Here is a 17,948-nt window from a genome sequence, read left to right on the forward strand (position 1 = left end):
GGTCTCCGCACGGTCATCTGCGGCGTTGTCGGCGGTTGCGATACCTCCGGTATCGCGCCCTTCTCCGCCTTGCAGCTGACCGCGCGGAGACCCGCGGAATCACTCCCACTCGATGGTGCCGGGGGGCTTGGACGTCACATCCAGCACCACCCGGTTCACGCCGCTCACCTCGTTGGTGATGCGGTTGGAGATTCTGGCGAGGAGGTCGTAGGGCAGGCGGGTCCAGTCGGCGGTCATCGCGTCTTCCGAGGAGACGGGGCGCAGGACGATGGGGTGGCCGTAGGTGCGGCCGTCGCCCTGGACTCCGACGGAGCGGACGTCGGCGAGGAGGACGACGGGGCACTGCCAGATCTCGGTGTCGAGGCCGGCGGCGGTGAGCTCGGCGCGGACGATGGCGTCGGCGTCCTGGAGGAGGTCGAGCCGCTCCTGGGTGACCTCGCCGACGATGCGGATGCCGAGGCCGGGTCCGGGGAAGGGCTGGCGGCCGACGATGACCTCGGGGAGGCCGAGCTCGCGGCCGATCGCGCGGACCTCGTCCTTGAAGAGGGTGCGGAGCGGCTCGACGAGCGCGAACTGCAGGTCCTCGGGGAGTCCGCCGACGTTGTGGTGGGACTTGATGTTGGCGGTGCCGGTGCCGCCGCCGGATTCGACGACGTCGGGGTAGAGCGTGCCCTGGACGAGGAAGTCGATCGTCTCGCCCTCGCCCTGGGCTTCGAGCACGAGCGCTTCGGCGGCGGCCTCGAAGGTGCGGATGAACTCGCGGCCGATGATCTTGCGCTTCTGCTCCGGGTCGCTGACGCCGGCGAGCGCGTCGAGGAACTGCTCGCGCGCGTCGACGGTGACCAGGCGGACGCCGGTCGCGGCGACGTAGTCCTCCTCGACCTGGCGGCGCTCGTCCTTGCGGAGGAGTCCGTGGTCGACGAAGACGCAGGTGAGCTGGTCGCCGATGGCGCGGTGCACGATCGCAGCGGCGACGGCGGAGTCGACTCCGCCGGACAGGCCGCAGATGACGCGTCCGGTGCCGACCTGCTCGCGGATCACGGCGACCTGGTCGTCGATCACGTTGGAGGAGTTCCAGTCGGCCGGGATGCCCGCGGCGCGGTGGAGGAAGTTCTCGATGACGGCCTGGCCGTAGGCGGAGTGCTTGACCTCCGGGTGCCACTGCACGCCGTAGAGGCGGCGCTCGTCGTTGCCGAAGGCGGCGACCGGGGTGGAGCTCGTGGAGGCGAGGACCTCGAAGCCCTCGGGCGCCTGTGCGACCGAGTCGCCGTGGCTCATCCACACCGTCTGGTCGGCGGGCTGCTCGCCGAGGAGCACGCCACCGTCGGTCGAGAGGGCGGCGTCCGTCGCTCCGTACTCGCGCAGCCCGGTGTTGGCGACCTCGCCGCCGAGCGTCTTCGCCATCACCTGGAAGCCGTAGCAGATGCCCAGGACCGGGACCCCGAGGTCGAAGATCGCAGGGTCGAGCTGCGGGGCGCCCTCCTCGTACACGCTGGAGGGGCCGCCCGAGAGGATGATGCCGACGGGCGACTTCGCGGCGATCTCGGCGGCCGTGGCGTTGGAGGGCACGATCTCGGAGTAGACGTTCGCCTCGCGGACTCGGCGGGCGATCAGCTGCGCGTACTGCGCGCCGAAGTCGACGACGAGGACGGGCTGCGCGGCCAGGTGCGGCTGGGGAGCGGTGGGCTGCTCGCTAATGGGGGGCCTCCACGGAGTCGGTCGGGGTCTTCGGGTCGGTGCCGGCGGTCCGGCGCTCGAGGTACTGCTCGACCTCGCGGGCGATGCGGGTCTCGACGAAGAAGGAGAGGGTGGGCACCACGCCGCCGAGCGCGATGAGCACGAAGCGCGTGAACGGCCAGCGCATGAGGCTCCACAGGCGGAAGTCGGCGAAGAGGTAGACGACGTAGAACCAGCCGTGCGCGATCAGGATGCCGGTGGACAGGTTCGCGCCGGTGCCGCTCGACCTGAAATCGCCTCCGGGCACCTCGTACATCGGGGCGAAGTGCAGGACGCCCTGCTGGCCGAAGGCGAACAGCTCGAGGTGGAAGACGTACTTGAGGAGCATCTCCGCGCAGAGCAGGAGCAGCATCACGCCGGTGATGATCGAGGTCACCCGGTAGAAGCGCAGCGCGCTCCGGATCGCAGGGAACTGCGCGGGCTTGGGCTCGAGGGGCATGACGACCAGTTTACGGTGCGGGGGCGGGGGCCTCGGCCCGGTCGCCCAGGTCGGCGCGGGCGCGCTCCTCGGCGTCGAGCGCCTCCTCGGCCTCGCGCTCCCACGCGTCCTTGACGAGGCGGAACCAGAGGTAGAGGGCGAAGCCGGCGAAGACGACCCACTCGATCGCGTAGAAGACGTTGAGCCAGTTCAGCGAGACGTCGCTCACGCGCGCCGGGGAGTCGATGGCCCCGAGGCCGGCGACCGGCTCGTCGACGACGACGTAGCCCTGGTAGACGTCCTGCGGCGGGTCCGGCCAGCGGTTGATCAGCGCGGGGACGGAGAGCGCGGTGAGGGTGGCGGGGTCCAGGCCCTCCGCCGGCGCCTCCGCGGCCTCGTTGGCCACGAGGCGGCCGGTGAAGGAGGAGGGCGCCTGCTCGCTCCCGCTGTTGAGCGCGTCCGCGACGGACTGCGCCTGCGCCTCGTCCTGCGTCCAGCCGTAGGCGAGCACCAGGTCGGCGTCGGCGGTGCGGGTACGGGCGATGACCCACCAGCCCGGCTGCTCGCCGTTCAGGCGGCCGCCGAGGATCTCGGCACCGCCCGGCACGAAGACGGACGAGCCCTCCACGCGCTGTCCGTCGGCGGTAGCCGTGATCGAGCGGGAGGGGGTCGCGACCTCGGTGAGCGGGAGCGTCGTCTCCGACACTCCGGAGTCGGGCGCGGCGGCTTCGACCGCGCGGCCGACCTGCCACTGCCCGAGCGCGGCGAAGAGCCCGGCGATCAGGAGTGCGAGCGCCAGCGCGGCGATCCAGCGCGGGCGCCGGGCCACCTGCCCGACCGTGCTCTGCGTCATTCGTCCCTCGTCCGCCCTCGATCCGTGCGGTGTCCCGCGGGCCGGATCGAGCCTAACCCGTGAGTGTGGGAGCTCCGTGGGATCAGTAGTCGGGCTCCCTCGGGCGGCGGGGCCGGGCGTCGTCGGCGCCGTCGGACTGCTGCATCGCCTGGTCGATGAGCGCCTGGCGCATCGGATCGGGGAACTCGTCGTCGAGCTCGTCCGGCTCCGCGGGGCGCCTCGGAGGAGCGGGGGCCTCCTCCGCGGAGACGGCGGGCGCGGCCATCGCCGCCTCCACGAGCGCGAAGTCCTCCTCGTCCATGGCCGTGGCCGCTGCGGGTGCCGGGCGGTGCCGCCGCCGCGAGAGGAACGCGCCGATGCTCTCGGAGCGCGAGGCGAGGATCGGCCCGACGATCGCCATGATCAGCACGTAGAGGCCGGCGAAGGGCTGGATCCGCTCGTCGAGCCCCGCCGAGAGCGAGAGCGTCGCCAGGATGAGCGCGAACTCGCCGCGGTTGTGCAGGATGAACGCCGCGTTCAGGCCCGCGCGCGGTCCGAGCTTGTTGAGCCACGCGACGAACTGCCCCGCGCCGAGGTTCAGGACGATGGTCATCACCGCGGCGATCAGCACCGGGACAACGACGCTCGGAAACGCGCCGGGATCCAGCCCGAGGCCGAAGTTGACGAAGAAGAAGGCTCCGAACACGTCGCGCAGCGGGATCGCGATGTGCTCGACCCTCGACCGGAACCGCGTCGCTCCGATGACCAGTCCGATCAGGAACGCGCCGATGGCGTCCGTCACTCCGAGGACCTCGCCGATGCCGCCGAACAGGATGGCGAGACCGAAGAACAGGATCGTGAACAGCTCGTCGTCGCGGGTGCGGAAGAAGCGGGAGACGACCTTCCCGCCCCAGCGGGCGATCGCGAACATCACCACGAGGAACGCGAACGCGATGACGAGCTTGAGCACCACCGGCCACGGCTCCGTCTCGCCCGAGAGCACGACGGACACGATCGCCAGGTAGACCGCGATGAAGATGTCCTCGACGACCGTGACGCCCAGGATCATCGGCGTCTCGGGGTTCGCCAGGCGCTTGAGCTCGATCAGCAGCTTGGTGACGATCGCGCTCGAGCTCGTCGCCGTGATGCCGGCGATGATCAGCGCCTCGCGGCTCCCCCAGCCCAGCGCGAAGCCGAAGCCGAGGCCGACGGCCATGTTGACCGCGATGTAGGAGCCGCCGGAGAGGATCAGACGGCCGGCGTTCCCGAAGAACTCGTCCTGGTCGAACTCCAGGCCGAGATTGAACAGCAGCAGGATCAGCCCGAAGACCGCGGTCAGCTCGATGTAGCTCGACTCGAAGTCGAGCGGGAAGAGGTGGAAGTTCGGGCTCGCGAGGAGCCCGACGACCATGTAGATCGGGATGGCCGGGAGCCCGATCGTCCTCCCCAGCCGGCCGAGGACGTAGGCGACGACGAACAGGACGCCGAGGACGATGAGGTCTTCGCCGTGGTGCATCCTCAGGCTCCGGGCGGGGCGTCGACCGTCTTGGCGAAGCTGCCGGTGCGGAAGAACGCGAACGCCTTGGCGACCTTCTCGGGGCTGCCGGCGACCACGAGGGTGTCGCCGGGGAAGACGCGGAAGTCGGGGGCCGGCGCCGGATTGGCGGCGTCGCCCCGGACCACGGCGACGACGGTCAGCCCGACAATCCCTCGGTCGGCGGGCTTGCCGAGCTGCTGTCCGGCGATGTGGTCGTCGTAGTCGACGGTGAACCAGTCGATCGAGAGGCCCGGGATCTGGTCGAGCGCGGTCAGCGACTCCGTGATCTGCGTGCCGCCGAGGAGCTCGGCGAGCGTGTGCGCCTCGTCGTCGCTCAGGCGGAGGGACACCTTGGCGCCGTCCTGGTCGCCCTCGGCGAACGTGATCAGGTCGCTGTGGCCGGAGCGGTGGGCGATGACGCCGACCTTCCCGCCGTCGGCCGTCAGGAACGTGTGCAGAACCCCGACACCGGGCAGTTTGACCCTGCGGACCTCGACCATGCGTGCTCCCTCCGCGCCGTGCGGCGCTCCCACTCGGGACTTCCAGCTTAGGCGCGTGCGGAGCCCTCCTGCCGAGGGAACCCCGACCAGTCGAGGGATCCCGCGGTTCCCGGCCGGCTCGGCGGTCCTGCGTTCCCTCGCTGCCCACAGGGGATGGGGGGAGTCTCCACAGGAGGAGCGGAGGGAGGGAAAGGGGGGCGGAAGCGTGCAGTGGGGATCTGTCGAGACGGGGCGTGCCGCCGGTCGGACGAGTCCGTGCGGCTGCGCCGCGGTACGCGCGGGCCGGCGAGTGGGCGAGGGCCTCCGCGGACGAGCGGCAGCGGGCGCGGATCGACGCCGTGGCCGCGACCTGGAGCGCGCCCTTCGTCCTCCGCGAGTCGGCGGCGGCGGTCCGGGACCCCCCTGGTCGAGCCGCTCGCGGTGACCGTGCATGTCGAGGGGCGACGGACCTGGGCAGCCGGATGCGGAACGGCGTCGCGGAGCGCGCGTCCGCCCCCACCCGCACTGATAGGCGGACTCGCCGTCTCGGATCCGGCGCAGACCGCCGTCGACCTGGACCGACCCGGCGTTCCTCCGGGACCGCTCCCGAGCTCGTGCTTCTCGCCGAGAAGCGCCGTGAGGACCGGCTCCGCGCGCGGGTCCGCAGCGTCGTCCGCTGGGCTGGCGCAAGGCTCACGACGCCAGCCCCCTGCTCATCCGGCCGGCCCGTCCCGGCGTCCGCCGCGTCAAGGGACCTCCGGGCCGTCGAGGGAGCCCGCTGTTCGCGGCGGCCTCGACGGGCCGGATCGCCTCGGTCGGTGAGCGTCAGCTGGGCTGGTACGGCGCGACGACGACCTCGACCCGCTGGAACTCCTTGAGGTCGGAGTAGCCGGTCGTCGCCATCGAGCGGCGCAGGGCGCCGATGAGGTTCGCCGTGCCGTCGGCACCGGTGGCCGGGCCGTAGAGGACCTGCTCGAGGGTGCCGACGGTGCCGACCTCGACGCGGCGGCCGCGCGGCAGCTGCGGGTGGTGCGCCTCCGCGCCCCAGTGCCAGCCCCCGCCGGGAGCGTCGGTCGCGCGGGCCAGCGCCGAGCCGAGCATCACGGCGTCCGCGCCCACCGCGACGGCCTTCACGATGTCGCCGGAGGTGCCGAGGCCGCCGTCCGCGATGACGTGCACGTAGCGTCCGCCCGACTCGTCGAGGTAGTCGCGGCGAGCGCCGGCGACATCGGCGACCGCGGTCGCCATCGGAGCCTGGATGCCGAGCGTCGTGCGGGTGGTGGAGGCGGCACCGCCGCCGAACCCGACGAGGACACCCGCGGCGCCCGTGCGCATGAGGTGCAGGGCCGCGGTGTAGGTGGAGGCGCCGCCGACGATGACGGGCACGTCGAGCTCGTAGATGAACTTCTTGAGGTTCAGCGGCTCGGTGTCGCGCGAGACGTGCTCGGCCGAGACGGTCGTGCCGCGGATGACGAACACGTCGACCCCGGCGTCGACGACGGTCTGGTACAGCTCCGCGGTCCGCTGGGGCGACAGGGCCCCGGCGACGGTGACGCCCGCGGCGCGGATCTCGGCCAGGCGCGCGGTCACCAGCTCGGGGCGGATCGGAGCGGAGTAGATCTCCTGCATCCGCTGCGTCGCGGTCTCGGCCGGAAGCCGGCGGATCTCCTCGAGCAGCGGCTCCGGGTCCACGTACCGCGTCCACAGACCCTCGAGGTCGAGGACGCCCAGCGCCCCCAGATGCCCGAGCCGGATCGCCGTCGCCGGCGACACCACCGAGTCCATCGGCGCGGCGAGGATCGGCGTCGCGAACTGGTACGCGTCGATCGACCACTTCACCGACACGACCTCGGGGTCGCGCGTCCGGCGGCTCGGGACGACGGCGATGTCGTCGAAGGCATACGCGCGGCGGGCGCGCTTGGCGCGCCCGATCTCGATCTCCATGACGCTGAGTTTACTGTGGCTCGCTCCTCGCTCCGCTCGTCGCTCGCCCGCGGTCGGCCCGAGCGGGCGGTCGCGTTCCCAAGAGCGTCTCGCGTCCGCGCTACGACGATCCGCTGGAAAGCGGATCGCTTGCTTCCGCTCCCACCGGGCTCCTCACCGGGCCGCGATCGACGCGAGCGGGCGCACTCCACCAGCAGGTGAAGCCTGCGCGGCCGCCACCACGATTCGCTGCAACGCGGGACGCCAGTCCCCACTCCGTCGCGCTCGCGCGCGGCGCACGACCACTCCCGCGCGTCGGCAAAGGCGGAAGCCTCCCCCCGCAGTCGCGGCGGCGCCTCGCGCCGCTCGCGCTGCGTACCCCGCCCCTCAGCCGAGGACCGGTGCTCGTCTCCCGGAGGGAGGCGGCGGATCGGGATCGCGGCCCCTCCGGCGTGGTGGGCGTATGGGCCGCAGGCCCATCGGGCAGAGGGGCCGCGATCCCGATCCGCCGCCGGCACCACCAGACCTCTCAGCGCCGGTAGTTCGGCGCCTCCACCACCATCTGCACATCGTGCGGGTGCGACTCCTTCAGCCCGGCCGCCGTGATGCGCACGAACTTCCCGCGCTCCTTCAGCTCGGGGATGGTGCGCGCTCCGACGTAGAACATCGACTGGCGGAGCCCGCCGGCGAGCTGGTACGCCACGTTCGCGAGCGGGCCGCGATAGGGCACCTGGCCCTCGATGCCCTCGGCGATCAGCTTGTCGTCGGTGGGCACGTCGGACTGGAAGTAGCGGTCCTTCGAGTAGGAGGTCCGCTCGCCGCGGGTCTGCAGGGCGCCGAGGGAGCCCATCCCGCGGTAGGTCTTGAACTGCTTGCCGTTCTGGAACACGAGGTCGCCGGGGCTCTCCTCGCAGCCCGCGAGGAGCGAGCCGAGCATCACGGTGTCGGCGCCGGCGACGAGCGCCTTGGCGATGTCGCCGGAGTACTGGAGGCCGCCGTCGGCGATCACCGGCACGCCGGACTCGCGCGCGGCGAGGGACGCCTCGTAGACCGCGGTGACCTGCGGGACTCCGACGCCGGCGACGACGCGGGTGGTGCAGATCGAGCCGGGGCCGACGCCGACCTTGATGGCGTCGGCGCCCGCGTCGACGAGGGCCTGCGCCCCGGAGCGGGTCGCGACGTTGCCGCCGATGACGTCGACGCCAGCGAACGCGGAGTCGGACTTCAGGCGGCGGATGATGTCGAGCACGCCGGCGGAGTCGCCGTTGGCGGTGTCGACGACGATCACGTCGACGCCCGCGTCGAGCAGGGCGGTGGCGCGCTGCCAGGCGTCGCCGAAGAAGCCGATCGCGGCGCCGACCCGGAGGCGGCCCTCGTCGTCCTTCGTGGCGTTGGGGTACTGCTCCGACTTGTCGAAGTCCTTGACCGTGATGAGGCCGGCGAGCTTGCCCTGCGCGTCGACGAGCGGCAGCTTCTCGATCTTGTGCTGCGCGAAGAGGGCGATGACCTCGCTGTCGGGGATGCCGACGCGGCCCGTGATCAGGCCGGTGCTGGTCATCACGTCGCGGACGAGCGTGGTCGCCTTCTCGAACGGCGAGACGAAGCGCATGTCGCGGTTGGTGATGATGCCCACGAGCACGCCGGTGGAGTCGACGACGGGGAGGCCGCTGATCCGGTACTGGCCGCAGAGGTCGTCGACCTGGGCGACGGTGGCGTCCGGGGTGGTGGTGACGGGGTTCGAGACCATGCCCGACTCGCTCCGCTTCACCCGGTCGACCTGGTCGGCCTGGTCGGCGATGGAGAGGTTGCGGTGCAGGACGCCGAGGCCGCCCTGGCGGGCCATCGCGATCGCCATGCGCGCCTCGGTGACGGTGTCCATCGCCGCGGAGAGCAACGGGGTCGCCACGCTGATGCGCTTGGTGAGACGGGAGGCCGTGTCGGCCTCGCTCGGGATGACGTCGGTGTGCCCCGGGAGGAGCATGACGTCGTCGTAGGTGAGTCCGAGGAATCCGAAGGGATCCGGCTGGTCCATCAATGCCCCTTAGCAGGTCGAGTGCGGGAGCCCGGAGAGGACGGGAGGAGTCCGCTCACGAGCGCCACGGTTGTTCGATCTTAAGCGCCGTGAGGCTCGCGGTATTCCTCGACGGCGCGGCCGCCGGGCCGCGGATGGGCGCTGGAGCGCTCTCCTCTCCCTCATAATGTCGTCACGCGTAAGTGCGGACGGTGAAACACCGCCGACACATGCGGAACGTATGGTCAACCAACGTTGTTTGACGACGGCGATTCGGGCGTGCCCGGAGACCCCATCCGTCTGTGCACCCTGACGAGAGGTAGACGTCTTGCTCACAGCCAGCCGTTCGATGCGCCGCCAGCGCTCGACGACCCTGCATCCGACGGACCGGGAGGCGCCCCGTGGATAGGAGACGCCCGAGGCTCCGAGACCGGCTCCTGGCCCTGGGTCTGCTCGCCGCGACCCTCACCGGGATCGCCGCGGCGGCCCCCGCCGCACTCGCCGCCACCACCGCCGACCAGTCGATCATCGCCTGGGTCCGCGTGCAGGGGACGAACGAGAACCTGACGGGGGTGACCGTCGAGATCGGAGGCGACGCCTCCGCGACCGTGACAACCGGCGAGGACGGCCGGGCCACGTTCCCCCTCGACGCCGCGGGCACCTACACGGTGACCGTCGACGAGGAGTCCCTGCCCGCCGACAAGGGCTACCCCGCCGCGGGTCAGAACCCGAAGCAGGTGAAGATCGTCGCCTCGCAGAACCAGATCGTCAACTTCATCGTCTCGACGGCCAACCCGAAGGGCTCCGGAGCGACCGTCCCGGTCCCGACGGACTCCGCGGCTCCGACGAGCCCCGCGACCGAGGGCACGACCGGCAACGACGCGACGAACCCCGACGGGACGTCCAACGCGGTGAACCAGCCGGTGTCGGCCGACACGTTCTGGATCATCTTCTGGCCGAAGGTCGTCACCGGACTGATCTTCGGGCTCCTGATCGCCCTCGCGGCGATCGGCGCCTCGCTGATCTACGGCGTGACCGGCCTGAACAACTTCGCCCACGGCGAGCTGGTCACCTTCGGCGCGCTGATGGCGTACCTCTTCTCCGGGGTCTTCGGACTCCCGGCGCTGCTGGCCATCCCGATCGCGGTGATCCTCGGCGGGGCCTTCGGCTTCGTCCAGGACGGACTGCTCTGGAAGCCGCTGCGGAAGAAGGGCATCCAGCTCATCCCGCTGATGATCGTGACGATCGGCCTCTCGCTGGCCCTGCGCTACGTGTTCGTCTTCTTCTTCGGAGCCGACCGCCTCTCGCTCCCCAACAGCACCGCTCCGTTCTTCACGGTGCCGGAGCTCGGGATCAGCCTGAAGTTCACCGACATCGTCGGCGCCGTCGTCGGCGTCGTCTGCATCGTCGCCGTGGCCTACGTCCTCACGAAGACGAAGATCGGCAAGGCGATGCGGGCGGTCTCGGACAACCGGGCCCTCGCCTCCGCCTCGGGCATCAACGTCGAGCGCGTCATCCGCGTCGTCTGGGTGATGTCGGGCGCTCTCGCCGCGCTGGCGGGCGTCTACATCGGCTACTACCAGTCGCTGCGCTGGGACACGGGAGCGTCGATCCTGCTGCTGATCTTCGCGGCGATCACGCTCGGCGGACTCGGCTCCGCCTACGGCGCGCTGGTCGGCTCGCTCATCATCGGACTGATGATGAACATCTCGACGATCTGGATCCCGGAGAACCTCAAGTACGTGGCTCCGCTCGTTCTCATGATCATCATCCTCCTGGTCAGGCCGCAGGGAATCCTGGGCCGCAAGGAACGGATCGGCTAGGACACCATGAACCTCAACTTCATCTGGCTGGCGATCGGGCAGATCGTCGATCCCACTGTCGCCGCGTACGCGCTGGCGACCATCGGCCTGGTCATCCACTTCGGATTCACGGGGCTGCTCAACTTCGGACAGGCCGGCTTCATGGCAGTAGGCGGCTACGCCTTCGCCATCACCTCGGTCAAGTTCGAATGGCCCGTCTGGGGCTCCTTCCTCGCGACGATCGTCGCGGCGACCGTCTTCGCGCTCATCCTGGGCATCCCGACGCTGCGGCTGCGGGCCGACTACCTCTCGATCGTCACGATCGCGGCGGCGGAGATCATCCGGCTCTCTGTCAAGACCCCCGAGTTCTCGGCGATCACCGGCGGCTCGGAGGGCATCAACGGCGCGGCGAAGGCGTTCAACGACCTCAACCCGCTCCCCGAGGGCCGCTGGGGCATCGGCGTCCTCACCTACAGCCAGGACCAGTGGTGGGTGCGGATCGTCGGCTGGGGCCTCGTGCTCCTGGCCTGCCTCCTGGTGTTCCTCCTGATGCGCAGCCCCTGGGGCCGCGTCATCAAGGGCATCCGCGAGGACGAGGACGCCGTGCGCTCGCTCGGCAAGAACGTCTTCTCGTACAAGATCCAGGCGCTCATCCTGGGCGGCGTGCTCGGAGGCCTCGCAGGAGCGCTGTTCATCCTCCCCCGCTCGCTTCAGCCCGACAACTACGGCACCCAGCTCACGTTCTTCCTCTACACGATCATGCTGCTGGGCGGCGCCGCGACGGTCTTCGGACCCGTCGTCGGCTCGATCATCTTCTGGGTCGTCCTCGGTCTGACCGACGGACTGCTCACGCTCGGGATCGACACCGGGGTCCTCAACAACGACCTCATCCGCCTCACCACCGTGCAGACCGGACCCATCCGGTTCATCGTGGTGGGGGTAGCCCTCATGCTCCTGGTGATCTTCAGACCCCAGGGGATCTTCGGCAAGAAGAAGGATCTGCACTTTGCCTAAGACGCCGGTCTCGGACATCACCGAGGAAGCAATCGTCCCCGGGGTCAGGAAGAAGGACCCCATCGTCATCGCCGACAACGTCAGCCGCCGCTTCGGCGGCCTGACCGCGGTCGACGTCGAGCACCTCGAGATCCCCCGCGGATCCATCACCGCCCTGATCGGCCCGAACGGGGCCGGAAAGACCACGTTCTTCAACCTGCTGACGGGCTTCGACAAGCCCAACACCGGCAAGTGGAACTTCAAGGGCAAGAACCTCGCCAACGTCCCGGCCTACCGGGTGTCGCGGATGGGCATGGTGCGCACGTTCCAGCTCACCAAGGCGCTCGGCGGCATGACGGTGCTCGAGAACATGCTGCTCGGCGCGAAGGGGCAGAAGGGCGAGAACATCTTCACCTCGCTCATCCGCCCGCTGTGGTCGAAGGAGGAGGACTCGATCGAGCAGCGCGCGATCCGCCTGCTCGAGAAGTTCAAGCTGGACACCAAGCGGGACGACTACGCGTCGAGCCTGTCGGGCGGCCAGAAGAAGCTGCTCGAGATGGCGCGGGCGCTGATGTCGGAGCCCGAGCTCGTCATGCTCGACGAGCCGATGGCCGGGGTGAACCCGGCGCTGACGCAGTCGCTCCTGGGTCACATCGTGAACCTGAAGGACGAGGGCATGACCGTGCTCTTCGTCGAGCACGACATGCACATGGTCAACACGATCGCCGACTGGGTGATCGTGATGGCCGAGGGCAAGGTCGTCGCCGAGGGCCCGCCCTCGACCGTGATGAACGACCCGGCCGTCATCGACGCGTACCTGGGCGCGCACCACGACACCGACCTGGGCACGATCGAGGGCCAGCTCGAGATCGCCGAGGAGATGGACTCCGACCTCGTCCGCGAGGACGTGGAGCGGCAGGCGGAGCAGGCCGGCGTCCCGACGCCCGGCCACGACGCTCCGGCCGCCGGAACGGCGTCCCCGTCGGCCTCCGCGCCGACGAGCGTCGCCCCGACGACCGACGCCCCGGCCGTCGAATTCGAGAAGGACGAGAGATGACCGCCGACACGACGACTCCGAACACCCTCGAGACGCACGATCTGCACGCGGGCTACGTGCCGGGGGTCAACATCCTCAACGGCTCGAACGTCTACGTGAAGCGCGGCGAGCTCGTCGGGATCATCGGCCCGAACGGTGCAGGCAAGTCGACGCTGCTGAAGGCGATGTTCGGCCTGGTCAACATCCGCCAGGGCACCGTCCTGCTGAACGGCGAGGACATCACCGGCCTCAAGGCCGACAAGCTGGTGTCCAAGGGCGTGGGCTTCGTGCCGCAGAATAACAACGTCTTCCCGTCGCTCACCATCGAGGAGAACCTCGAGATGGGCATGTACCAGAAGCCGAAGCTGTACAAGGAGCGGCTCGAGTTCGTCACCGAGCTCTTCCCGGAGCTCAGCAAGCGGCTCAAGCAGCGCTCGGGGTCGCTCTCGGGCGGTGAGCGCCAGATGGTGGCGATGTCGCGGGCTCTGATGATGGACCCGTCGATGCTGCTGCTCGACGAGCCCAGCGCCGGCCTGTCCCCGATGCGGCAGGACGAGACCTTCGTCAACGTGCAGCGGATCAACCGCGCGGGCGTCTCGATCATGATCGTCGAGCAGAACGCGCGGCGGGCGCTGCAGATCTGCGACCGCGGCTACGTCCTCGACCAGGGCCGCGACGCCTACGAGGGCGCGGGCCGGGAGCTGATGAACGATCCGAAGGTCATCGAGCTCTACCTGGGCACGCTCGCGACGACCAACGAGGTCACCACGAGCACCCCGACCGTCGGCGGCTGACCCCCGCTGCGAAGGGCCCGTCGTCTCCGGACGGCGGGCCCTTCGTCGTTGCCGGGGCGCGGAGCGGGCGCGAGCGGGCCGAGGGGCCGGTGCGGCTCCGGGGCGGAGGCGGGGCCGCTCGCGCAGGGCGCCGGGCGGCTCGGAGACCACTCCGAGCAGGGCGGGAAGGCAGGCGGCTCGGTGCCCGGAGACGCGCCGGCAAGGGGTGCCGCAGAAGGGAGGCGGGGGGCCGCTCTCCCGGCGCGGACAGGCCTTCACCGGTCTCTCCGCGATGCCCGCCGAACCCCCGGGAAGTCGGCGGAACGGCGGGCCAGACCCTCGGTCTCCTGTCCGCGGGACGAGGGCAGGACAGCGAGAGTCTCTCCGCACCAGCGACACCCACGAGGGGGACAGGATATCGCCCTGCCTGCCGTAGTTTTGGGTACACGGGACAGCCCTGCAGGGGGACGTCCCGCTCCCCTCTCCCCCGGTAGGGACCGCGATCGGCCGCCGATCTCCTCCCCTCCCCGCAGCGCCTCGAGCGCCGCGTCGTCCGCCTCGAAGGAGCCGACCATGAAGAGATACACCCCCGCCCCTGTGGAACTCGGAGCCGGCTTCGGCACCGGTGCGATCGGCGACTACGAGCGCTGGCGCGTCGTCGGCGTCTACGCCCAGGTCGTCATCGCCGAGACCACCGGCGGCAAGCGCCGCAACTACAGCCGTTCCTTCGTCACGTACCGCCTGGCGCAGGAGGCGGAGCTGCTCCGCGCCTCCTAGGCCCTCCGCACTCCACGAGCGCGCGTCCTCCCACTGGAGGGCGCGCGCTTCTGCGTTCCCGCTCGACGTCGTCGCTCCCGCCCGCGGTTCGGCAGGGCGCCCCCTCGAGGCCGGGAGAGGCGCTCGGAGGCGCGTACAGGCCGTCAGAGCCGCTCCTCCTCCCGGGTGGCTCCTCGACGCCACGCCGGGCCCTGGACGCCGCGGAGCCGTCCGCCCGCACCCGACAGCGGCCACCCTCCCGGACGACCGCCGCGCCTCGCTGCGTCCGCACGACCGGCGCGTCTCCTGCTCTCCGCTCCGGGAACGGCGGAGGGGCCCGGTCCGAAGACCGAGCCCCTCAGGGATGCGGCAGGAGCCGCGTCACCGCGTCGTCAGTTCAGCGAACCCTCGACGGTCTCCTCGAAGGAGGTGGTGTTGCCCGTGCCGTACTTGTAGATCGAGACCGAGGCCTCGCTGGTGTCGCCGTTCTCGTCGAACGAGATCGGGCCGGAGAGGCCGTCGTAGTCGACGTCCTCGCCGTCGGCGATGAGCTTCGCGCAGTCGGCGAAGGTCGTGCACTTGGTGCCGCCCTCCGAGACCGACATGAGGTTGTCGCGGATGGTCGCACCGTCCGTCGCCTTGCCCTGGAGCGCGGCGAGAGCGGTCAGGACCGTGGCGTCGTACGACTCCGGCGCGTAGCTGAACACGGTCAGCGCGTCGTTGCCCTGCGACTCGACGAGCGACTGCAGCTTGCCCTGGAAGTCCTCGGACGCCTGGACGCCCGGGTTGGTGAACTGGGCGCCGGCGATGTCGACGTTGGTGTCGGACTCGCCGATGACGCCGTAGTTGCCGTCCGTGCCGTAGAGCTTCGAGAAGTCGAAGCCCTTGGCCGAGAGCTGCTCCGCGATGGTCTTGATCTCGTCGAACGAGATGACGACCAGCGCGTCGGGGTTCGGGGCGAGGACCGAGGTCAGCGCCGAGTTGAAGTCGGTCGAGGCCGGCTCGAAGATCTCCTCGGCCGCGACGGATGCTCCGCCCGCCTCGAGGGTCTCCTTGATGTTCTTCTCGAGGCCGGTGCCGTACGCGTCGTTCATGTACAGGATCGAGACGTTGGTCTTGCCGTCGCCGAGGATCTTGTTGCCGAGGATGCGGCCCTGGAGCACGTCCGAGGGAGCGGTGCGCCAGTAGTAGCCGTCGTCGTCGTAGGTCGTGAAGTCCGGCGAGGTGTTGGCCGGCGAGATCTGGACGACGCCCGCCTGGGTCACCTGGTCGATGAAGGTCTTCGAGACGCCCGAGGACGCCGCGCCGATGATGGCGGAGACGTTGTCGGCGATGAGGGACGTGGCCGACTGCGTCGCGATGTCGGTCGTGGTGTCGCCCGAGTCCTTCTGCTCCACGTCGATCGTGATGCCGGCCTTGGCGTCGTTGATGTCGACGACCGCCTGGTCGACGCCCGCGATCTCGGGCGGGCCGAGGACGGCGAGGGTGCCGGTCTGCGGGAGGATCGTGCCGATCTTGAGGGACAGGTCGCCCGAGCCGCTGTCGCCGCTCGATCCGCTGTCGCCGCCGCCGGCGCAGCCGGCGAGGACGAGAGCGCTGGCGCCCAGAATGGCGACGCCGCCGAGGGTTGCCCGGAGGGACCGCGCGCGGGCCGAGCCGGCCTTCGCGTAAACGCCCATGTTGCTCCTTGAGAGGTGTGTGTCAGTGGGAGCGGCGCCGGTGGCAACCGCTCGGCCAACCTAACCTTCGAAGCAGCCGTGAACAATACAGGGGTGTTACCAATACGTTTCGCGACCGGATCGTTACCATTCCGCTGTCGCGCCGCGCCAGGACGACGCGTTCCGCGGATCAGACGGAGGATCGGCGCCGTCTGCGCTCCGCGGCGACGAGGTCGCCTGAGAAGATCGCCAGGGCGGCCCACACCAGCGCGAAGCCGATCCAGCGCTCGAGCGGCATCTCCTCGTGCAGGACGAAGGCCCCGACGAGGAACTGCAGGAACGGCGTCAGGTACTGCACGAAGCCGACGATCGACAGCGGGAGGCGCCGGGCGGCGCCCGCGAACAGGAGCAGCGGGACGGCCGTGACGATCCCGGCCGAGGCGAGGATGAGGGCGTGCCCCGTCCCCTCCGTCGTCAGGGTCAGCCCCACCGTGGAGCCGACGACCGCCAGCTGCACCACGGCGAGCGGCGTCAGCCAGAGCGTCTCGAGCGTCAGCCCGCCGACCGCGTCCACCGTGCCGCCGACGCGGCTCTTCACCAGGCCGTAGAGGCCGAACGAGAAGGCGAGGGCGAGCGAGATCCACGGGAAGGATCCGTAGCCCACCGCGATGACCAGCACCGCGACCGCGCTGACGCTCATCGCGGCCCACTGCAGGGGCCGGAGGCGCTCGCGCAGCACCAGGACGCCCAGCAGCACCGTGACCAGCGGGTTCATGAAGTAGCCCAGGGCCGCCTCGATGACGTGGCCCGTGGTCGTGGCGATCACGTAGACCTGCCAGTTGACGTAGATGAGCACGCCCGCGATCGCCATCACGCCGAGCAGGCGGGGGCGGCGCAGCAGCGCGCCGAAGGAGCGCCAGCCGCGGAGGACCGTGAGCAGGATCACGCAGAAGACGAGCGAGAAGAGCACCCGGAACGCGACGATCTCGAACGGCGAGGCCGGCGCCATCGCGATGAAGTAGAGGGGCATCGCACCCCAGAGCAGGTAGGCCGAGAACGCGAACAGCAGCCCCGTGCCGGACATCCCGCCCGGGCGTCCCGCCGCTCCGAGCGCCTCCACTCCTTCGCCGACGGGCACGTCCGAAGGGGACGGCGAGACGGCCTCGGCAGGGGTGCGGGAGCTGGTCACTCCCCCGATGCTACGCAGGCGCGGGGTGGGAGGACGGCCCCGCAGCGGGCGGATCAGGCCACTGGTCGCGAGGAGGACCGGGAACGACGGAAGGGCCCGCCGACCGAGGTCGACGGGCCCTTCCGAGGGATGCTGCCTAGCGGACGACGACCGCGAGGACGTCGCGAGCGGAGAGGACCAGCAGGTCCTCGCCACCGAACTTGACCTCGGTTCCGCCGTACTTGGAGTAGATCACCTTGTCGCCGACGGCGACGTCGAGCGGCACGCGGTTGCCGTTGTCGTCGATGCGACCGGGTCCGACGGCGACGACCTCGCCCTCCTGCGGCTTCTCCTTGGCGGTATCGGGGATGACGAGACCGGAAGCGGTCACCTGCTCCGCCTCGACCTGCTTGATGACGATGCGATCTTCGAGCGGCTTGATGGACACCGACACGGTTGACCTCTTTCTTGACGACGATGTGGGCGGAACGCGGTTCTGGCACACACGCTCCGAGAGTGCTAGATCCATCGTAGGGGCTCCGCTGGCACTCGTGCAATCAGAGTGCCAAGCGGGGCAGCGGACCCGCCGGGAGGCCGTGGCCTACCATGGCCGGATGCGACGCGACGAGCTGGTCGAGCTCCTCTCCCCCGAGGGCCTCCGGCTCCTCGACTCCCTCGACGGCTACCGGTCCGACGACCTGGTGCGGGCCGTGGCACGCCTCCGAGCCGCCGGCCACTCCCCCGTCCTCGTCGCCGCGGTGCTCACCCAGGCGAGGCTCCGGCAGAAGGCGGAGGCGAAGTTCGGAGAGTTCGCCCGCTCGATGC

15 protein-coding genes and 1 pseudogene are annotated in these 17,948 nt (G+C 70.3%); 6 read left to right on the top strand and 10 right to left on the bottom strand.

Annotation, left to right across the window (positions count from 1 at the left end; translation table 11 throughout):
- Positions 1-99: 99 nt before the first annotated feature.
- From guaA to guaB, 7 genes are all read right to left on the bottom strand, one after another.
- Positions 100-1,665 carry a glutamine-hydrolyzing GMP synthase gene (gene guaA, locus C5C33_RS16395; RefSeq protein WP_104227304.1) on the bottom strand — a complete coding sequence of 522 codons (1,566 nt, stop codon included), beginning with the start codon at positions 1,663-1,665 and terminating at the stop codon, positions 100-102.
- Between the two features lie 28 nt (positions 1,666-1,693).
- Positions 1,694-2,176: a DUF3817 domain-containing protein gene (locus C5C33_RS16400; protein WP_104261633.1), complete on the bottom strand. Its 483-nt coding sequence runs from the start codon at positions 2,174-2,176 to the stop codon at positions 1,694-1,696.
- 10 nt (positions 2,177-2,186) lie between these two features.
- Positions 2,187-3,008: an SURF1 family cytochrome oxidase biogenesis protein gene (locus C5C33_RS16405; RefSeq protein ID WP_104261634.1), complete on the bottom strand. Its 822-nt coding sequence runs from the start codon at positions 3,006-3,008 to the stop codon at positions 2,187-2,189.
- Between the two features lie 82 nt (positions 3,009-3,090).
- On the bottom strand, positions 3,091-4,503 hold the full coding sequence (locus tag C5C33_RS16410) for a cation:proton antiporter (protein WP_104234167.1): 1,413 nt from the start codon (positions 4,501-4,503) through the stop codon (positions 3,091-3,093).
- 2 nt (positions 4,504-4,505) lie between these two features.
- Positions 4,506-5,024: a cation:proton antiporter regulatory subunit gene (locus tag C5C33_RS16415; RefSeq protein ID WP_068256939.1), complete on the bottom strand. Its 519-nt coding sequence runs from the start codon at positions 5,022-5,024 to the stop codon at positions 4,506-4,508.
- 804 nt (positions 5,025-5,828) lie between these two features.
- Positions 5,829-6,947, bottom strand: a complete 1,119-nt coding sequence (locus C5C33_RS16420; protein WP_104261635.1) for a GuaB3 family IMP dehydrogenase-related protein — start codon at positions 6,945-6,947, stop codon at positions 5,829-5,831.
- A 508-nt stretch (positions 6,948-7,455) separates the two neighbouring features.
- Positions 7,456-8,958 (bottom strand): IMP dehydrogenase, encoded by a 1,503-nt coding sequence (gene guaB / locus C5C33_RS16425; RefSeq protein ID WP_104224733.1) that lies wholly within the window; start codon positions 8,956-8,958, stop codon positions 7,456-7,458.
- A gap of 380 nt (positions 8,959-9,338) precedes the next feature.
- Here guaB and C5C33_RS16430 point away from each other — a divergent pair, with 380 nt between their 5' ends.
- The 5 genes from C5C33_RS16430 (at position 9,339) to C5C33_RS16450 (ending at position 14,318) form a co-directional block, all read left to right on the top strand.
- Positions 9,339-10,760 (top strand): branched-chain amino acid ABC transporter permease, encoded by a 1,422-nt coding sequence (locus C5C33_RS16430; RefSeq protein ID WP_104224732.1) that lies wholly within the window; start codon positions 9,339-9,341, stop codon positions 10,758-10,760.
- A 6-nt stretch (positions 10,761-10,766) separates the two neighbouring features.
- Complete coding sequence (locus tag C5C33_RS16435) at positions 10,767-11,753, top strand: branched-chain amino acid ABC transporter permease (protein ID WP_104224731.1); 987 nt, start codon at positions 10,767-10,769, stop codon at positions 11,751-11,753.
- A complete protein-coding gene (locus tag C5C33_RS16440; RefSeq protein WP_104261636.1) occupies positions 11,746-12,789 on the top strand; it encodes an ABC transporter ATP-binding protein in 1,044 nt (347 codons plus the stop codon). Before C5C33_RS16435 ends, C5C33_RS16440 begins: the two co-directional genes overlap by 8 nt.
- Positions 12,786-13,562: an ABC transporter ATP-binding protein gene (locus C5C33_RS16445; protein WP_104224729.1), complete on the top strand. Its 777-nt coding sequence runs from the start codon at positions 12,786-12,788 to the stop codon at positions 13,560-13,562. The genes C5C33_RS16440 and C5C33_RS16445 overlap by 4 nt, the downstream gene beginning before the upstream one ends.
- A gap of 552 nt (positions 13,563-14,114) precedes the next feature.
- Positions 14,115-14,318, top strand: a complete 204-nt coding sequence (locus tag C5C33_RS16450) for a hypothetical protein (protein WP_146076626.1) — start codon at positions 14,115-14,117, stop codon at positions 14,316-14,318.
- A 371-nt stretch (positions 14,319-14,689) separates the two neighbouring features.
- On the opposite strand, the gene C5C33_RS16455 is transcribed toward C5C33_RS16450, so the two are convergent.
- From C5C33_RS16455 to groES, 3 genes are all read right to left on the bottom strand, one after another.
- Positions 14,690-15,976, bottom strand: a complete 1,287-nt coding sequence (locus tag C5C33_RS16455; protein WP_104234163.1) for an ABC transporter substrate-binding protein — start codon at positions 15,974-15,976, stop codon at positions 14,690-14,692.
- 169 nt (positions 15,977-16,145) lie between these two features.
- Positions 16,146-17,039, bottom strand: a complete 894-nt coding sequence (rarD, locus tag C5C33_RS16460) for an EamA family transporter RarD (RefSeq protein ID WP_104261637.1) — start codon at positions 17,037-17,039, stop codon at positions 16,146-16,148.
- Between the two features lie 241 nt (positions 17,040-17,280).
- The gene (groES, locus tag C5C33_RS16465) at positions 17,281-17,577 is read right to left on the bottom strand and encodes a co-chaperone GroES (RefSeq protein ID WP_097167691.1); all 297 of its coding nucleotides are present in this window, start codon (positions 17,575-17,577) and stop codon (positions 17,281-17,283) included.
- A 160-nt stretch (positions 17,578-17,737) separates the two neighbouring features.
- Here groES and C5C33_RS16470 point away from each other — a divergent pair.
- Positions 17,738-17,948: pseudogene (locus C5C33_RS16470) on the top strand (SAM-dependent methyltransferase); the annotation flags it as partial.

This window comes from Rathayibacter sp. AY1H3 (assembly GCF_002932015.1).